This is a genomic window from Chryseobacterium oleae (assembly GCF_900115055.1).
Taxonomy (GTDB): Bacteria; Bacteroidota; Bacteroidia; order Flavobacteriales; family Weeksellaceae; genus Chryseobacterium; species Chryseobacterium oleae.
Genome location: NZ_FOVD01000001.1, coordinates 823,245 through 840,403, shown reverse-complemented (window position 1 = coordinate 840,403; position 17,159 = coordinate 823,245). Strand labels below are relative to the sequence as shown.

Here is a 17,159-nt window from a genome sequence, read left to right as displayed (position 1 = left end):
GTTTTTAAGGCTCGGTAACTGCCGGGCCTTTTCTTAAACTGAATGACAAAACTAACATTGAACAGATTAAAATGAAAAACTTAAATAAAACTGCCTTCTCTCTTGCAGTGGCCGGAATGTCTGTGTTTTCCGGACAGATGAAAGCCCAGTTTCTGGGAGGAAGAAGACTGAAAAATGACGAAGAAGGTCCCAAAGGACAATTCATGATCTACGGATCCTTCGATTATTCCAAAACCAACAGCCCTTCCGGAAGCAACAGCTCCACAGGAACGAGTAACAATGCCGGAATTCCGCTGGGTGTGGGATATTTCATCAATAATAATGACGTGATCGGGGTGAATTATGCCTACGCTCAGAACGTAACGGATCACAAAACGATCTACAAGCAAAATGAAGCTGGGATTTGGTACAGTCCTTCGGTGACATTAGGGAAATATTTTGCCCTGATCGGTCAGGTGGATGCGCATTACGTTTGGGGACAGAAATTGTCTGATGCTACGGCTTCTATGGATCAATTTAATGGGTATCGTCTTCGGGCTTATCCTTTATTTGCCATATTCCTGGGTGGTGGCTGGGCTTTGAAGTTCAAATTCGCTGAATTATCGATGCTGCAGACCAAAACGAAACAGGAAGGTTGGACCAAAACCTATGTGGCAGGAATCAGTGCATCTACGTTTGGGGTGGGAATTTCTAAAAATATTGATTTCAGAAAAAAAACAGATACCAATGATCATTAACCAAACGATAGGGAATCTCTCGGAGAATCCATCAGCAAAAAATATAGATTATCTGGATCTGGAATGGTTTGAAACCACGAAAAGAATTCAGCGTAAAAAAACGAGACTGGGAAAGGATATAGCGATTAAATTTCTCAGGGAAGGACAGCGTCTGCGCGAAGGAGATATTCTTTTTGAAGATGAGGAAAAGATCATCGCAGTGAATGTTCTGGAAACGGAAGCGATCGTTATGTCACCAGATTCTCTGCTCGAAATGGGAACCGTTTGCTACGAGATCGGGAACAAGCATATTCCGCTTTTTATTCAGGAAGATAAAGTGCTGCTTCCTTTTGAAATGCCGATGTTCAGATGGCTGGAAGCAAGCGGATTTAAACCGGAAAAACAGACTGTAAAACTGCTGAACCTTCTTAAATCCAACGTAGAACCCCACGGACACGGAAGTCTGGGCTCTTCAATTTTTAACAAGATCTTAAAAATGGCCGCTCCAAAAGATGAATAACACCCATTTAAACTTTCTGTCAGGACTGCTTCACCTCGCAGATCCCACGCTTCCGATCGGCGGTTATACCCATTCCAACGGCCTTGAAACCCATGTGCAGGAAAGAATCGTTGACAATCTGCAAACTGCTAAAGAATTCGTGGAAAATATGCTTCAGTACAATCTAAAGTATAATGACGGCGCTTTTGTAAAACTGGCTTATGAAGCTGCAGAAAACAATGATCTGGAACTTTTAATAAATCTTGACAACGAATGTAATGCCATCAAGTGTCCGCGTGAAATCCGCCAGGCCAGCCAGAAATTAGGATTGAGGCTGATTAAGATTTTCAAAAGAAGACAAAGTTTTCCTTTTATGGAAACCTTTGAAAAGACAGTTCAAAACCGGGAAGCCAATTCACATTACTGCATTGTATTTGGAGTGTATGCTTATCTGATGAATATCCCTTTGTACGAAGCATTGCTGGGGTTTTATCACACTTCTGTAGCGGGAATGATCACCAATGCGGTGAAACTGGTTCCTCTGGGACAGCTCGATGGTCAGGATATTCTCTTCTCTCTCTATCCGGTCATGGAAAAAACAGTGCACGAAACCATAGCACTGGACAGAGATATGGTTGGACTCTGCAATACCGCTTTTGACATCAGATGCATGCAGCACGAAAGGCTTTATTCAAGGCTTTATATGTCTTAACGATTAAAATAAAAAAACAAAAATTAGAAAAAATGGACAATAGAAAATATATAAAAGTAGGAGTGGCCGGGCCTGTAGGTTCAGGAAAAACGGCTTTACTGGAACGATTAAGCAGAAAATTATTCGGAAAATATGATCTTGGCGTGATCACGAATGATATTTATACCAAAGAAGATGCTGAATTTATGGCTAAAAACAGCCTTCTGCCACACGACAGAATTATCGGGGTAGAAACAGGTGGTTGTCCACACACCGCGATCCGTGAAGATGCAAGTATGAATCTGGAAGCAGTAGATGAGCTTGCTGCCCGTTTTCCGGATATCGAACTGGTACTGATTGAAAGCGGCGGTGATAACTTATCCGCTACCTTCAGTCCTGACCTTGCTGATGTGACCATCTTCATTATTGATGTCGCGGAAGGAGAAAAAATTCCAAGAAAAGGAGGTCCGGGAATTACAAGATCAGATTTATTGATCATTAATAAAATTGACCTAGCCCCGCACGTAGGAGCAAGCCTTGAGGTCATGGAAAGAGATGCCAGAAGAATGAGAAACGGAAACCCTTTTGTGTTCACCAACCTTAAAACAGATGAAGGTCTGGACAAAGTCATTGGATGGATCAAAAAATATGCGCTTCTGGAAGAGTGTGAAGAACCGAACCTGGTAAGATAAATGGACAGTCGTTTACATATCATTGCAGGATTCAAGGATGGTGGTTCTTATGTAAAAGATCTCTATGTTTCACTTCCGTTCAGAGTCGTTTCCGTAGGGCAGCGAAAAAGCGACAATAAACTCTATCAGATGGTGATGAGCTCTTCTCCCGGAATTCTGGTCGGAGATCATTATCATCTGAATATTGAGCTGGAAAAAGGCGCTTCACTGCAGCTGCAGTCACAGTCGTATCAACGGTTGTTCAATATGAAGGATAAAGCCGTTCAGGAGCTTCATGTAAAGATGGAAGATCATACCTCATTTGCCTACGTTCCGCATCCGGTGGTTCCTCATGAAGATTCAAATTTTCAGAGTAAGGCCAATATCCATATCGGAAAGAACAGCCAGATCATTATCAGTGAAATTATCACCTGCGGAAGAAAACATTATGGTGAAGTTTTTAAGCTGAAACGGTTCCAGAATCTGATGCAGATCTATCATGAGAATAAGTTAGTGATCAGGGATAATGTTGTCATTCAGCCGGATCTCATTCCCATCAACTGCATCGGAAACCTGGAGCAGTATACTCACCAGGGAACGCTTATTTTCTACACTACAAAAGAAAATGTTGACAAAAATAACCTTATAGAAACCATTGCAGAATGGGCAGAACAGCATAAAGAAGAAATGGAAGCAGGGGTTTCTGCTATGGAAGATAATGGTTTTGTGGTAAGAGCTTTGGGACATGGAGGGGAACTGATGTACAATTTTTTCCTCCAGATTCAGGAAATCCTTTGGTCTTTGGAATAAATAATTTGTGGATATTATTTAGGATTAAAGTCACACGGTTATTCAATGAATGGGAGCGGGCTTTAGCCTGGTCTTAGCCAAAGATCAGATCATTTTGAATAAAAGCAATTAAAAGATTTCAATTCAATCAAAAGACCCCAATATTCAATAGAATCGGGCTTTAGCCCGATTGAAAAAAATAGAAATCTAATCAAAGGCTTTAGCCAAAATATAGATAATTGATAAACAGTAGCAATTACGAGATTTCAATTCAATCAAAAGACGCCAATATTCAATAGAATCGGGCTTTAGCCCGATTAAAAAAATAAAAACATCAACCAGGGCTTTAGCCAAAAACTAAATAACTGGAAAAAACAAAAACAAAAAAATGGACACGACAGTTTGGGCACTTCTCATAAGCGCCATCTCAATAAGTTTTATACACACCGCCTCAGGTCCTGATCATTATCTGCCCTTCATCGTCATCTCAAAATCTAAGAAATGGAGCGGAATGAAAACCGCAATTCTAACCGTAGTCTGCGGATTCGGACATGTTTTCAGCTCGCTGATCTTAGGCTTCATCGGGGTATTTCTGGGATGGCAACTAAATAAAATCTCATGGTTTCAGGATCTGAGAGGGAATTTTTCAGGATGGGCCTTACTGATCTTTGGTGGAATTTATTTGATCTATGGATTGGTCCAGGCCATCAGAAATAAGCCTCACAAGCATTTCGATGTGATGGGAGACGATGTTTATGTTTATGAGCACAACCATACGGAGATGGTGATGCCACAGAAAAGAATTAAAGTGACACCACTGGTGCTTTTCATGATCTTCGTAATGGGACCGAGTGAACCATTAATTCCTTTATTATTCTATTCCGGAGTAAAGCATTCCATGTCTGAAATCGCTGTTCTGGTGATATCATTTACACTGACCACCGTTTTGACAATGCTGGGAATGGTTCTACTGGGACGCTACGGCTATTCCACCTTATTCAACACAGAAAAACTGGAAAGATATATGGGCGTTGTAAGCGGAGCTGTAGTAACGGTCTGCGGAATCGGAATGGTGTTTTTGGGATGGTGACGGGATGTGGGGTTGGAGGGTTTGAGAGTGAATGAGTTTTGGTTGCTAGTTACTGGTTGGTTAGTTGCTGGTTGATGGATATTAGTAATTAAGGTAATGAGTTATCGTCTGATGTCTGATGTCTGATGTCTGAAATCTGAAATCTGACGTCTAAAATCTTGGCTCTTGTTTCTTAACCCTCAAACTCCCACTAATAAAATACTACATGAATACAAAACTATGAACGAATTTTTCAAAAAACTACCTTTTATCGACAATGTTTTAAAAGGAATGGGGCAGATCATGCTTCAGGAAAACAGATGGACAGGCCTGCTGTTTCTTATCGGTATTTTCATGGGAAGCTGGCAGGGCGGGGTAGCGGTATTGCTCTCAACGGCAGCCGGAACTTTTACAGCCATGAAATTAAAGTATGATCCGTCTGAGATCAATGCAGGACTCTATGGATTTAGTGCTGCATTGGTGGGAGTAGCCCTATCATTTGTCTTTCAGGCGACTCTTCTGATTTGGATTCTTATTCTGTTGGGAGGGGCTTTGGCGGCGGTGATTCAGCATTTTTTTATTCAGAGAAAGATTCCGGTATTTACATTTCCGTTTATCATTATTACCTGGGTTGCCGTGTTTGTGCTTCATCATTTTACACAGATTCCGGCTTCAGAAATGATCTCGGCTCCTGCCGGTCCTGCAGATTATGATGATTTTCTGACCTGTACCAATGCGTTTGGGGAAGTGATATTTCAGGGAGGCATATTGTCCGGGATTATTTTCTTTGTAGCGGTATTTATCAGTTCACCGGCTGCAGCATTGTATGGATTGGCGGGTGCTGTTTTGGGCGCTTATCTGTCTCATATGAACGGAGAATCGATTGAGAAAATCCACATGGGACTTTTCGGATTCAATGCGGTACTTTCTGCTATCGTTTTTTCAGGATTCAAAAAAACAGACGGAATTTGGGTACTTGTGGCGGTCATCATTACCGTAGCCATCGACGATCTCCTGGTGGATCACAATACGCTTAATGAAGTGGGCGGCGTACTCACTTTTCCCTTCGTCGCAGGAACATGGATCACCCTTTTAATTCAGAAAATATTTAAAACAAAGAAAATTGAGTAAGAGAGTTTTAGAGTTTTAGAGTGGGAGAGTTTTAGAGTGAAAAAAAACTTTACAATATCTATCCTGCTCCTCCTAAAATCTAAAATCTAAAGTCTGGTGTCTGATATCTGAAATCTGATGTCTATCACCTTGATTCCTGGCTCTTGTCTCTTGGTTCTCAATAAAAAATCAATAAAAAATGAAGATAACAAAAATAGCGGCCGTATTTCTGGTATTGGCTTTTAATGGAAAAATATCAGCACAGGAAACAGAAAAAAAACTGGCTATAAAAGATGCAGATGACCAATTTCCCATTGCGAATGTTTTGGTAAAATATAATCATGGAAACAGTCATACCCACTCAGGAACGGACGGAAGTTTTTCGATTCCTGCAGCAAGTCTTCCTGATACGCTGGTGATCAGCCGTCAGGGATATGATGAGGTAAAATGCGCGGTGACTAATGATGAAGATAAAAACAAAGTTATTTTTTTACAGCATAAACCTTATCAGATTTCCGAGGTTGCGATTAATCACAGTTCGTTTTTATCAGCGATTACAAAGGTTGATTTAAATAAATTTCCGGTAAATTCTGCACAGGATCTGTTGAGAAAAGTTCCCGGATTATTCATTGCACAGCATGCAGGCGGCGGAAAGGCAGAACAGCTTTTCCTGAGAGGGTTTGATGCAGACCACGGTACGGATGTCAGCGTGAATGTAGACGGAATGCCTGTCAATATCGTGTCTCATGCTCACGGACAGGGCTATTCGGATCTGCATTTTGTGATTCCTGAAACGGTTAATAACATTGACTTTGGAAAAGGAGCATACTATATGGACCGCGGAGATTTTAATACAGCAGGATATGTTGATTTTCAAACCTATAATGGATTAAAAAACAGCATGATCAAGCTGGAAGGCGGCTCGTTCAATTCAAAGAGAGTTCTCGGAATGTTCAATATTCTGCATGATGATACAGGAAAAAAGAATGCTTACATAGCAGCAGAATACAATTATACCGACGGGCCTTTTGATGTAAAACAGAATTTCAACAGAGTCAATATTTTCGGAAAATACAACCAGTGGATTACGGATAAAGATTATTTCAATATTCAGTTCTCCACCTTTAATTCTTCATGGAATGCATCAGGACAAATTCCGGAACGTGCCGTAGACCAGGGAATCATCGGCCGGTGGGGAAGTATTGATCCTACAGAAGGCGGTAAAACTTCCAGAACCAATCTTCAGATGAATTTTAAACATATCATTTCTGATTCAGAACAGATTGATGCGATGGCGTTTTATTCAAAGTATAATTTTAATCTGTATTCTGATTTTACTTTTTACTTAAAAGACAAAGACCACGGCGACGAAATTCAGCAGACGGACGGCAGAAATATTTACGGTGCTGAGGTGAAATACACGAAAAGTTTTACATTGGGAAACTCTTCACTGAACTGGATTTCCGGGGTAGGGCTTAGAAATGATGATATCAATACATTACAGCTTAACCACGTCTATCACAGAGATCTTTTGCTGGACAGGAAAGCAGATGTAAATGGTACGGAAACGAATCTTCACGCCTATTCAGGACTGATCTGGAAAACAGGAAAATGGACCATTAATCCGGCTTTGAGAGTGGATCATTTTATTTTTAATATGCATAATCTGCTGGATCCTGAACAGCTTCCATCCGGACAGTCGAAAGAAGCAACAAGACTAAGTCCAAAACTTAATTTTTCCTATGCTCAAAACGACAACATCATGTGGTTCCTGAAAACCGGAATGGGCTTCCACTCCAATGATCTCAGAGTAGTCGTTCCGAATCCTGATCAGAAAACACTTCCGTATTCCATCGGTGGAGATTTAGGGGTGAGACTGCATCCGTTCAAATCACTGATCATTACCCCTGCTTTATGGTATATGTATCTGCAGCAGGAATTTGTGTATGTCGGGGATGATGCGGTAGTGGAACCATCCGGGAAATCAAAACGTTTCGGAGCCGATCTGGGCGTGCGTTTCCAGCCGCTTGAAAATTTCTACCTTAATGCTGATATCAACTATTCTCACGCAAGATTCATCGAAGAAGAAAAAGGAAAAGATTACGTTCCACTGGCTCCGGTTGTAACGAGTACAGGTTCCGTGAACTGGGACTTTCTTCATGGTTTCTCATTGGGACTTCAATACAGATATCTGGGTTCCAGACCGGCAGTAGAAGATAACAGCATCAAAACAAAAGCCTATTTCGTCAACGATCTGATGCTTTCCTACAACCGCCAGAAATGGGGCGCCAATATTCAGGTGAATAATCTCTTCAATGTCAACTGGAATGAAGCTCAGTTTGCTACAGAAACCCAGTTAAAAGGTGAAGCAGAGCCCATCACAGATCTTACCTATACACCAGGAAGCCCGTTTGGGGTGAGAATGGGAGTGTATTATAAGTTTTAATTTAAAAAGTATAATTGTATTGTGTACAAAGTAAAAGGTAAATAGGGTGTCGCTAATCATATTTAACGACCAGGTATTCCCCGGATGGCTTCCTATATATTCAATAGAAGCGGGCTAAAGCCCGCTTTACAAGATATACGGATTGAAGAAGGCTTTAGCCAAATTATTTTTTCCAAGATTAAATCAGTATTATATGATTGATTAATATTACTTACCTTAATTTTACATTTTACTTTGTACATCCTACTTTTTACAAAAAATCCAATCAACCATGGAAGTACTATCCAATTTTCAGTATAAAAAGCTCTTTCTTCCGAAAATTACGGAGAAAATATTAGCCAATAATGCAGACATACAGCTTTACCGTCTCGAAAATTACCTTAAAGGAATTCTGATGCCGGTGATCCCGTACCGGACCACTTTTAATTTCATTATTTTTGTGACCAACGGGCATATCAGGCAGTATCTGGAAAATAAAGAATACCGTGCTGAAAAAGGCGGTGTGATCTTCATTAAACAGGGAACCATCACCGCAACGGTAGAACTTTCGGATGATATTGAAGGATTTTTTCTGGCGTACGAAAACAATATTCTGTCTGAACAGGAGCTGCCGAAACACAAAAGCAGCATCTTCTTTATGACCCCTTTCCTGAATCTGGACAGTCTGACTTACGGAACTATTACCCAGCTGCTTCCCATTCTCGAACAGGAACTTTGGCTGAACAATCTGAATATTAATGAAGTCGTAGTCACCATGCTACACCTGATTCTCGTGAAAATGCTGAGTACAGATTCAGACAGCCATCACAAATCAGCGACACGCCCGATGGAATTGTCACTTCAGTTCCGGGATCTTCTGTTTAAATATCATGTCGTGGAAAAGCGCGTGGCTTTTTACGCCGACAAACTTTCAGTAACAGAAAGCTATCTGAATAAATGTGTAAAAAATGTTACCCAAAAATCCCCAAAGCAGTGGATCAATGAGATCGATATTAATTACAGCAAAGCACTGCTTCATTCAAGTAAAGATATTGCAGAAATAGCCTACGAACTGAATTTCCATACGGCATCACATTTTACCCAGCTTTTCAAGAAAATCGCAGGAATTACGCCTAAGGATTATCGGACGCAGTTTTTGAAAAACAGAGTTTGAATGGGTTGAAAGTTGGAGAGTTTTAGGGTGTGAGCGTTTTCGGGGTACGGGTTCTATGATTTGGGTTTGAGCGAGTCAGAGGGTTTTAGAGTTTTTGGTGTACGATAATTGAATTAAGGATGAAAAATTTATACGGCGAGTTCAATAACTTCCCTCTTGGTGCTTCCCTCTTCCAAATATATATAGATAGATGAATTGAAGCAGAAGATTGATCGCAGGGCTTCCTGTAACTTCCATCCTTCCTACATTTTCTCGTTTCCCAGAATTTTCAGCACCAGTTTTTCCTCCTGGGTAAGGCTGGCTTTTCCATCGTTTTCTTCAATGTGTTCCAGTTCATCAATGTATTTTTTGATGGTATTATTTTCGTAAAGATTGATCACCAGAGGATGAACATAATATTTCCGGCAGACCGTACTGGTATTTCCGAGATGTTCGGCAACGATTTCCAACGCCTCTTTCACCTTCTTTTTGTATTGTGAGTCATTTTCAGCATACCCGATTTCTTTAAAAGCGATCAGGGCGCTTACGGTTCCCGACCATGTTCTGAAATCTTTGGCCGTAAAATCTTCTCCGCTTATTTCCTTGATATAGTCATTCACCATTCCCGAGTCTATAGAATGGCGGTTTCCTTCATCATCAAAATATTGAAAAAGTTCCCTCCCCGGAATATCTTTACACTTCTGGACAATCCTTGAAAGTCTTTTGCTCTTCAGGTCGATACTGTGCATGATGCCTTTCTTTCCTTTAAAAGAGAAAGTCATTTTCTGACCGTTAATCTTCACATGCTTATCTTTCAGAGTCGTTAAACCGAAGGAGCCATACAGCTTTTCATAAGCATTATTCCCGATACGGATATTGGTACGCTGCATCAGACTTACGATAAGTGCCAGTATTTTCCTTTTCTCAAAATTCCTTAAAGCAAGATCCTGCTCTACATGAAGCCGTATATCGGGCAGTGCATACCCGAACTGAAGCATTCTGTAAAATTTGGTGTGATTTCTTAAAGCACTCCACAGCGGATGATAGCGGTATTGCTTTCTTTTTCTTACGTCGAAGCCTGTTGCCTGAAGATGTCCGTTGTCCAAAGCGCAGATCCTGACGTTTTCCCAGGCAGGAGGGATGACCAGCTTATTGATCCTGGTGATTTCCTCTTTGTCTTTAAGCTTTTCCCCGTCTTTGTAGTACGAATACTTTTTTCCTGTTTTCTTACGCGTGATCCCGGCCGTTTCCGCATCGGTGGTATATACAAGATGTACCGCCTTTGCGGAGGCTTCGGGATCCTTCATGATCTTGACAATCTTTGAAGGCTTCAGGTGGGAAATAATCTCCAGGTTCGTATTCTTCTCCATAAAAAATGGTTAAGAGTTTTTACCCCTCGAAAAAATCAGAAAAAGGATGACTACAACTGCAACGACCAGGATAATTCCCCACCACATTCCAGCTTTGAAAATAGTTTCTATTGCTTCACAGCTTGTCAGTGTAAGCAATGTAAATAAAGTGATACTGTATAAGGTCAACTTTTTCATGATATAATATTTTAGTGTTATTAGATTCTTTGGTGGTCGGCTCTCCAGTTTTTGATGGACCGCTTGATCTCATCTCCGGAGATATTTTCTTTAAGGGCTTTGCCGAGAAGCTCTTTAAATTCATCATCATAAGCAAATCTCAGGGCAGCGATCTGACTGAATTTTAACTGATCAGCTACTTCATCGGATCTCTTTCCGAAAATTTCAAAATACCGTTGCTTAAATTCAAGCATCACCATCCGGTTTTGAAGTCCCAGCGCATAATGCTGTCTGGTCATAAAAGCCAGATAGAAAAGCAGAAAAATTACAATGGAAAATAATATCCAGGTCAGTTGATTTTCGGGATTGTCCCAAATCTTATAGATGCCAAAAACTTCAAGTATGATCAATATCGGAAGATAAATGAAATGATGGGGAGGATAAAATTTCCTATGATTTTTATAATTCTGCTCGCTCATACGGTGAATAGTAGCAATAATCTTTCCAAAACTTTATATGTTTAGTAATATTGATGTTTTTGTGGTATGTAAATGTGTATTTTAATCAATATTGCCAATTATTTTTGGGTAATCATAATAATGAATGATTTTGTTGGTTAGAATCATTCATTTTAATTCGTGAAAAATAGATAAGAAACCTCAAATTAGTGATCATTTGTGCTAAACATTCATGTCATTTGTGTTTAAAAATATCAGTTGGTTTTTCGCAAAGACGCTAAGTTTATATGTACTTTATATTGATTGTGTTGTTAAGTGACAATTCACAATTTTTCAAAGCCGAGTTTCCTAGCTGAAAATCTTCGATTTTCTCGCGCCTTAAATAAGCGATCCAAGGAAAGTCTTTGCGCCTTTGCGAAAAACCAACCAACGAAACTTTGCACACTAAACCTATAAGGTTTAACAACGCACAGTAAATTATATGGCTTAAAATTTAAACCGCAGCATTCGAAAATACTCTCAATCATTAAATAAAAACATCCCTATCCAAAGAAAAAAATAACAAATCATTAACGAAAATAGGCCGCTTATTTCATTTCTAAACCTCAATTTTTTCGTAACTTTCGGTGTTTTAAAAAAGAAAAAGAATGACTTCAAAGGAAAAAGTTGTTGCACTTCGTGAAGAAATGCAGAAAAATAATGTTGATGCATTTATAGTATATTCTGCAGACCCGCATATGAGCGAGTATCTGCCCGAGGAATGGCAAGAGAGATCTTGGCTTTCCGGATTTTTGGGATCTGCCGGCTTTGTGGTAATTACCAGAAACAAAGCAGGACTTTGGACAGACGGAAGATACTTTACGCAGGCCGCTCTTGAGCTGGAAGGTTCCGGAATTGATCTTTTTAAAGATGGAATAGAAGGAACTCCCAACTATATCGACTGGATCATTTCTGAAATTCCAGCTGGTGGAAAAGTGGCGGTTAATGCTGTTGCGACATCCAACGCCAATTGGGAACTGCTTTCTCAAAAACTGCAGTCAAAAAATATAAGTTTAGCAGATCTTCCGCTATTAAAGGAAATCTGGAAAGACAGAGGAACCCCTTCGAAAAATCCAATTTTTGTACATCCTGTGGAGAGAGCCGGAAAATCGGTGACCGATAAACTGGGAGCTATCCGTCAGAAAATGGAAGATCAGGAAGCTACCGTACATGTTATTTCAAGTCTGGACGATGTAGCCTGGACCTCGAATTTAAGAGGAAGTGATGTAGAAAGCAATCCTGTCTTTTTAGGATATATCGTAATCACTAAGAATGATGCCGTATTATTCACAGATCTTGAAAAACTGGAAGTACCTGCCAGAAAGCAGATGGATGATTCCTTTGTGAAAATGATGCCTTACGAAGAGTTTTACAACTATCTGAGCGCATTCAAAAATGAAAAGGTATTGGTTTCTCCGAACAGCAACCAAATGATCTATGAAACGTTAAAAGCTGACAACCAGTTTATAAAAGCGCCGGTTCCGGGTAATCTGATGAAGGCCCAGAAAAATGAAACCGAGCTGGAAGGATTCAGAACGGTTATGGTAAGAGATGGTGTCGCAATGGTGAAATTCCTTTACTGGCTGACGCATACCGCCGGAAAAGAAGCCATGAACGAATATTCCATCGGTAAAAAACTGGGAGGTTTCCGTGCAGAAGGTGAAAACTTTGTGGGCGAAAGCTTTGGAAGCATCGTAGGTTATAAAGATAATGGGGCGATCATGCACTATTCTGCAAAAAGCGAAGGAAGCAAAGACGTTACGAATGATGCAACCATCCTGGTAGATTCAGGAGGACAGTATCTGGAAGGAACGACCGATATTACGAGAACTTTAGCGTTAGGAGTATTTTCTGATGAGTTCAAAAGAAATTCTACTTTGGTGCTTCAGGGGCTGATCCGTTTATCTATGGTGAAATTCCCGAAAGGAACAAAAGGAGTTCATCTGGATGCGATTGCAAGACTGCCGTTGTGGATGGAAGGAAAAGACTTCAACCATGGAACAGGTCATGGAGTTGGAAGCTTCATGAATGTTCACGAAGGTCCGCAGAGTATCAGAAAAGACCTGAACGCTCAGGATCTTCTTCCGGGAATGGTATGTTCCAATGAACCGGGATATTATCTGGAAGGAAAATACGGAATCCGTCATGAAAACCTGATCGCTGTAAAAGAAGCAGAAAAAACAATTCACGGAACATTCTATGAATTTGAAACCCTGACTTTCTGCCCGTTCTTTAAAGATACGATTGTTAAAGAAATTCTTTCAGAAGAGGAAATTGCATGGTTGAACAGCTATCATAAGACTTGTGAAGAAAAATTAGGCCCTTATCTTGAGGGAGAAGTTAAAGAGTGGTTCCTTGAATTGGTGAGCCCGCTTTAACAAAGTGAATGGTGGAGAGCGTCAATTGTGAATAGTTGATTGTCAATTTTGGGATAACTAAGAGATTGAGTGTTACCCTTTAACCACCGGATTTAAACTTTGAACATTAATAATTGTTAGATAAATTCTTGAAGCCCTGCGGATTCCTCTGCGGGGCTTTTTCATGAATACAACCGTATTTTCACGGATATAATTTTAGGGATTCCCCTGACAGAAAGCGATACGGCGTGATCTATCTTTGCATCAGTAACAAGACATCATTCATAACTTCATATACACTTAGTAAATTCAAAGCAGATAAAACCATTTCATCCTGAAGTGGTTTTATTTTTATCATAAACCAGATCAATAAGGATAAAACGCCCGCTTAATCAAATCAATACAATTGATTCCCTCTTTGCCTACTTAAATCTGCAGTCTTAAAATTCCTCTTTGCGTTAAAATAAATTGATGAATGAACGTAACTGAATTTAAATCGAATAAATAAGTAAACATTACAATTTTAAGAATCTTACAATTCTGATGAATGCAATAGATATATAATAATTTAAAAATCTCACGTAGATTAATCAGATGATGCAGATTTTTACTTTTTTTAATCTGCTCTACCTGTATCATTTATATGAAAAAAATCAACCATTAAGATTCTGTGTTAAGGTTTTAAGAATATTAAGTTTTTGCTTCGCTTTAGGACGTCCAACTTAATAAAATCATTTGATTTTTCTTAACTAACCTTATATCCTTCATTGATCTTAATGTTTCAAAAAACATGAATGAGATCTGCATGATCAGAGAAATCTGCGAGAGCACACCCTTACTTTTGTGGATCATTTCTTATTTGTTTAATTTCGCTAAAAACTATAGAAAGCCAGATGGAATTCTAAGTTCTAATTTTGAAACCATGGTAGAAGATTTTTTCCGAAGCTTTAATCTGTTCTCCGAAGTTGAGATCAAAGAGTTCTTACCGCTTTTTGAAACCAGAAAAGTGCATAAAAACGACTTTTTTGTACAGGAAGGCGAAAAATGTAAAGAAATCGCTTTTATAGTATCTGGAATTTTCCGTTCCTACTATATTTCAGATGAAGGAAAGGATATGACCTACTGCTTCCGGTTTCCCAACCAGCTGATGGCGGGCTATTCGTCATTTATTTCAGACTGTCCTAGCAGGGAAAATATGCAGGCCATTACGGATGCGGATCTGATGGTTTTAAAAAAAGATGCCGTAGATGATCTGGTAACAGACGATCTGAACTGGACCAGGTTTCTCAAGATGATCGCCGAACAGGAATATCTGGAATTGGAAAAAAGATTTTTTCAGTTGCAGAGAGACACTGCTGCACAGCGGTATGAAGCTCTGTTGGGGAATCAACCGGATTATGTTCAGAAAATCCCTTTGCAGTATCTGGCTTCTTATCTGGGCATTACCCAAAGGCATCTTAGCCGGATCAGGAAAGAAGTTACCATCTAAAATCAAAATATATTTTCTAAATAAGGGATTTGGGAGAGTTATGAGTTATGAGTTATGAGTTTCAGGGTATTTTAGGTTGCTGGTTTTTAGTTGCTGGTTGGTAGTTAAGCTAATAAATAATCGTCTGATGTCTTGTGTCTGATATCTGACGTCTGAAATCTCCATTCAAAAATTCACCATTCACTTGCGAAGCAAAATTCACCATTGACATTCATAATCTCAGTTGAAAACCCGATGTCTGAAATAATTCATGGCTTTCCGTTTTTAGACATTTGTCCTACACCAGGATGAAGCAGCTTTATAATTTTGTAAAAAAAATAGATGGAGCACAATATTCTGGTTATTGGAGGAAATGGTCTGGTAGGTAAAACCATTATCCGCATTTTGAAATCGAGAAATCCACAGGTATCTGTTTTCGTGGGTGGAAGAAAAGGTGGGAAAACAGAGAATGATCTTAAGATTGATGTGACTGATCCCCGTACTTTTCAGGTGATTTCCGATAAAAGAATAAGTCTGATTATTCTCTCGGTGAATGATCAGTCGGATAACATTCTCAAGTTTGCCATTGCCAACGGAATTGATTATTTAGACATTACAAAACCTACTCCCGATCTGGTTAAAGCTTATGATGTGGCTAAAGAAAGTACAATCAAAAGCAGGATTGTATTCAGTTCCGGATGGATGGGAGGTATTGTCAATGGTTTGGTAAAAACGCTTTCAGAGACTGCAGATATTCAGGAAGTGAAACTTTTTGTCTATTATTCGGTGAAGGATCTTGCGGGAGAAAGTTCTGCACACTTTATGGCTGAAAACGTGGCTAAACCTTTTATCCGGTATAAGAACAACCGCCGCGTTCCCATCAAACACTTTTTAGATGCTGAAAAATTTGATTTCTCTTTTGGAATTGGAAAAAGGGAAGCGTATAATTTCGATGTACCGGATCTGTATATTTTGAATCAGATTGAGAAAATTCCCTCTGTCAGTGTAAAAATGACTTATAATTCAAAGTTGATAACATGGCTTTTAGGAGCATTTCAAAAAATAAAACTTTTCAATATTCTGTCATTAAAGGAAAGAAAAATGATTTTCGGATCGAGTGGAAATGGCGATCAGTCTGTATTTGAGATTATGGTAAAAACATCGAGCGATAATAAAAAATTAAGCCTGCAAAGTACAAAAGGACAGGCGGAATTAACGGCTTTTTCTGCCGTACTGCACACAGAAGAGCTGCTGAGAAATTTCCACGAAAATAAGATTTACTTCAGTCATCAGTTGCATCAGCCACTGTCATTATTGGAGAAATTAAAGGCCTACGAAACCATCAACATACAATCTGGATCATGAAAAAAATAGTTATTATCAACGGACATCCCAATAAAGATTCCTTCAATTTTGGAATGGCAAAAGCTTACAAAGAAGGAGCTTTAAAGGCTGGAGCAGAAGTGAAAGAGATCACGATAGCTGAATTAAATTTTGATCCCATTCTTCATTTTGGATACCAGAAAAGAATGGAGTTGGAACCGGATCTTTTGAAAGCCTGGGAAATGATCCAATGGGCAGATCATCTGGTATGGATTCATCCCGTTTGGTGGGGCGGATTGCCTGCACTGATGAAAGGTTTTCTGGACCGGCTTTTCCTTCCAGGCATTTCCTATCAGTACAGGGAAAATTCGGTTTGGTGGGATAAGCTTTTGAAAGGGAAAACAGCGCATATTATGACGACGCTGGATCAGCCGGGATGGTATTATTGGCTGTTTTATGGAAAACCGAGTGTGAATCAGCTGAAAAAATCGACGCTGGAATTCTGTGGGGTGAAACCTGTGAAAGTGACTTATATTGGAATTGTAAGGAACTCTACTGAAGTGAAACGGGAGCAATGGCTTCAAAAAGTGAAGGAATTAGGGAGACGGCTTAAATAAACCGTCATTGCGAGGACCGAAGTGACGAAGCAATCTCATTTAAAATGCGAGTTTGGTTTCGCGCAGATCTTGCTGATTAAGCAGATTTTAAACACGAATATCACGAATGTTTTGCACAAATGGTCACTAATCTGAGATGGCTTTAATAATGGTAATAGAATTAAATTTTATCTCCGATAAAATCTTTGCGTCTTAAAAACAGGATGCAAATTAAATAAAAACCTTGCGCCTTTGCGATTACCAACAAT

The 17,159-nt window shown here is 39.6% G+C and carries 16 protein-coding genes; 13 read left to right on the top strand and 3 right to left on the bottom strand.

Annotated features, from left to right (window positions below):
• Nucleotides 1-71: 71 nt before the first annotated feature.
• From BM143_RS03695 to BM143_RS03655, 9 genes are all read left to right on the top strand, one after another.
• Nucleotides 72-737, top strand: a complete 666-nt coding sequence (locus tag BM143_RS03695) for a hypothetical protein (protein ID WP_090023086.1) — start codon at nt 72-74, stop codon at nt 735-737.
• Nucleotides 727-1,236 carry an urease accessory protein UreE gene (ureE, locus tag BM143_RS03690; RefSeq protein ID WP_090023084.1) on the top strand — a complete coding sequence of 170 codons (510 nt, stop codon included), beginning with the start codon at nt 727-729 and terminating at the stop codon, nt 1,234-1,236. The genes BM143_RS03695 and ureE overlap by 11 nt, the downstream gene beginning before the upstream one ends.
• Entirely contained in the window at nt 1,229-1,927 is a 699-nt protein-coding gene (locus BM143_RS03685) for an urease accessory protein UreF (protein WP_090023083.1), read from the top strand. The genes ureE and BM143_RS03685 overlap by 8 nt, the downstream gene beginning before the upstream one ends.
• A 32-nt stretch (nt 1,928-1,959) precedes the next feature.
• Nucleotides 1,960-2,598, top strand: a complete 639-nt coding sequence (gene ureG / locus BM143_RS03680; RefSeq protein ID WP_034728326.1) for an urease accessory protein UreG — start codon at nt 1,960-1,962, stop codon at nt 2,596-2,598.
• A complete protein-coding gene (locus tag BM143_RS03675; protein ID WP_090023081.1) occupies nt 2,599-3,387 on the top strand; it encodes an urease accessory protein UreD in 789 nt (262 codons plus the stop codon).
• 367 nt (nt 3,388-3,754) lie between these two features.
• Nucleotides 3,755-4,456, top strand: a complete 702-nt coding sequence (locus BM143_RS03670) for a membrane protein (RefSeq protein ID WP_047453799.1) — start codon at nt 3,755-3,757, stop codon at nt 4,454-4,456.
• 219 nt (nt 4,457-4,675) lie between these two features.
• A complete protein-coding gene (locus BM143_RS03665; RefSeq protein WP_090023080.1) occupies nt 4,676-5,566 on the top strand; it encodes an urea transporter in 891 nt (296 codons plus the stop codon).
• Nucleotides 5,567-5,744: 178 nt separating this feature from the next.
• The gene (locus BM143_RS03660; protein WP_090023078.1) at nt 5,745-7,991 is read left to right on the top strand and encodes a TonB-dependent receptor; all 2,247 of its coding nucleotides are present in this window, start codon (nt 5,745-5,747) and stop codon (nt 7,989-7,991) included.
• Nucleotides 7,992-8,262: 271 nt separating this feature from the next.
• On the top strand, nt 8,263-9,144 hold the full coding sequence (locus BM143_RS03655; RefSeq protein ID WP_034728321.1) for a helix-turn-helix domain-containing protein: 882 nt from the start codon (nt 8,263-8,265) through the stop codon (nt 9,142-9,144).
• Nucleotides 9,145-9,386: 242 nt separating this feature from the next.
• Here the strand turns inward: BM143_RS03655 and BM143_RS03650 are convergent, their stop codons facing one another.
• From BM143_RS03650 to BM143_RS03640, 3 genes are read right to left on the bottom strand one after another with little or no spacing between them, the layout of a single operon-like run.
• A complete protein-coding gene (locus BM143_RS03650) occupies nt 9,387-10,493 on the bottom strand; it encodes a DNA topoisomerase IB (protein WP_090023075.1) in 1,107 nt (368 codons plus the stop codon).
• A gap of 9 nt (nt 10,494-10,502) precedes the next feature.
• Nucleotides 10,503-10,670, bottom strand: coding sequence for a hypothetical protein (locus BM143_RS03645; protein WP_034728232.1), 168 nt, complete (start codon nt 10,668-10,670; stop codon nt 10,503-10,505).
• Nucleotides 10,671-10,690: 20 nt separating this feature from the next.
• Complete coding sequence (locus tag BM143_RS03640; RefSeq protein ID WP_090023073.1) at nt 10,691-11,128, bottom strand: DUF6526 family protein; 438 nt, start codon at nt 11,126-11,128, stop codon at nt 10,691-10,693.
• A gap of 626 nt (nt 11,129-11,754) precedes the next feature.
• On the opposite strand from BM143_RS03640, the gene BM143_RS03630 reads away from it, so the two are divergent.
• The 4 genes from BM143_RS03630 (at nt 11,755) to BM143_RS03615 (ending at nt 16,911) form a co-directional block, all read left to right on the top strand.
• Nucleotides 11,755-13,524 carry an aminopeptidase P family protein gene (locus tag BM143_RS03630; protein ID WP_090023070.1) on the top strand — a complete coding sequence of 590 codons (1,770 nt, stop codon included), beginning with the start codon at nt 11,755-11,757 and terminating at the stop codon, nt 13,522-13,524.
• 901 nt (nt 13,525-14,425) lie between these two features.
• Nucleotides 14,426-14,992 (top strand): Crp/Fnr family transcriptional regulator, encoded by a 567-nt coding sequence (locus BM143_RS03625; protein ID WP_090023877.1) that lies wholly within the window; start codon nt 14,426-14,428, stop codon nt 14,990-14,992.
• A gap of 321 nt (nt 14,993-15,313) precedes the next feature.
• Entirely contained in the window at nt 15,314-16,336 is a 1,023-nt protein-coding gene (locus BM143_RS03620) for a saccharopine dehydrogenase family protein (RefSeq protein ID WP_090023067.1), read from the top strand.
• Nucleotides 16,333-16,911: an NAD(P)H-dependent oxidoreductase gene (locus tag BM143_RS03615; protein WP_090023065.1), complete on the top strand. Its 579-nt coding sequence runs from the start codon at nt 16,333-16,335 to the stop codon at nt 16,909-16,911. The genes BM143_RS03620 and BM143_RS03615 overlap by 4 nt, the downstream gene beginning before the upstream one ends.
• Nucleotides 16,912-17,159 lie beyond the last annotated feature (248 nt).

Excerpts from the sequence above, each read along its gene's own strand:
- BM143_RS03695 (WP_090023086.1), top strand. The coding sequence starts at position 72 with ATGAAAAACTTAAATAAAACTGCCTTCTCTCTTGCAGTGGCCGGAATG.
- ureE (WP_090023084.1), top strand. The coding sequence starts at position 727 with ATGATCATTAACCAAACGATAGGGAATCTCTCGGAGAATCCATCAGCA.
- BM143_RS03685 (WP_090023083.1), top strand. The coding sequence starts at position 1,229 with ATGAATAACACCCATTTAAACTTTCTGTCAGGACTGCTTCACCTCGCA.
- ureG (WP_034728326.1), top strand. The coding sequence starts at position 1,960 with ATGGACAATAGAAAATATATAAAAGTAGGAGTGGCCGGGCCTGTAGGT.
- BM143_RS03675 (WP_090023081.1), top strand. The coding sequence starts at position 2,599 with ATGGACAGTCGTTTACATATCATTGCAGGATTCAAGGATGGTGGTTCT.
- BM143_RS03670 (WP_047453799.1), top strand. The coding sequence starts at position 3,755 with ATGGACACGACAGTTTGGGCACTTCTCATAAGCGCCATCTCAATAAGT.
- BM143_RS03665 (WP_090023080.1), top strand. The coding sequence starts at position 4,676 with ATGAACGAATTTTTCAAAAAACTACCTTTTATCGACAATGTTTTAAAA.
- BM143_RS03660 (WP_090023078.1), top strand. The coding sequence starts at position 5,745 with ATGAAGATAACAAAAATAGCGGCCGTATTTCTGGTATTGGCTTTTAAT.
- BM143_RS03655 (WP_034728321.1), top strand. The coding sequence starts at position 8,263 with ATGGAAGTACTATCCAATTTTCAGTATAAAAAGCTCTTTCTTCCGAAA.
- BM143_RS03650 (WP_090023075.1), bottom strand. The coding sequence starts at position 10,493 with ATGGAGAAGAATACGAACCTGGAGATTATTTCCCACCTGAAGCCTTCA.
- BM143_RS03645 (WP_034728232.1), bottom strand. The coding sequence starts at position 10,670 with ATGAAAAAGTTGACCTTATACAGTATCACTTTATTTACATTGCTTACA.
- BM143_RS03640 (WP_090023073.1), bottom strand. The coding sequence starts at position 11,128 with ATGAGCGAGCAGAATTATAAAAATCATAGGAAATTTTATCCTCCCCAT.
- BM143_RS03630 (WP_090023070.1), top strand. The coding sequence starts at position 11,755 with ATGACTTCAAAGGAAAAAGTTGTTGCACTTCGTGAAGAAATGCAGAAA.
- BM143_RS03625 (WP_090023877.1), top strand. The coding sequence starts at position 14,426 with ATGGTAGAAGATTTTTTCCGAAGCTTTAATCTGTTCTCCGAAGTTGAG.
- BM143_RS03620 (WP_090023067.1), top strand. The coding sequence starts at position 15,314 with ATGGAGCACAATATTCTGGTTATTGGAGGAAATGGTCTGGTAGGTAAA.
- BM143_RS03615 (WP_090023065.1), top strand. The coding sequence starts at position 16,333 with ATGAAAAAAATAGTTATTATCAACGGACATCCCAATAAAGATTCCTTC.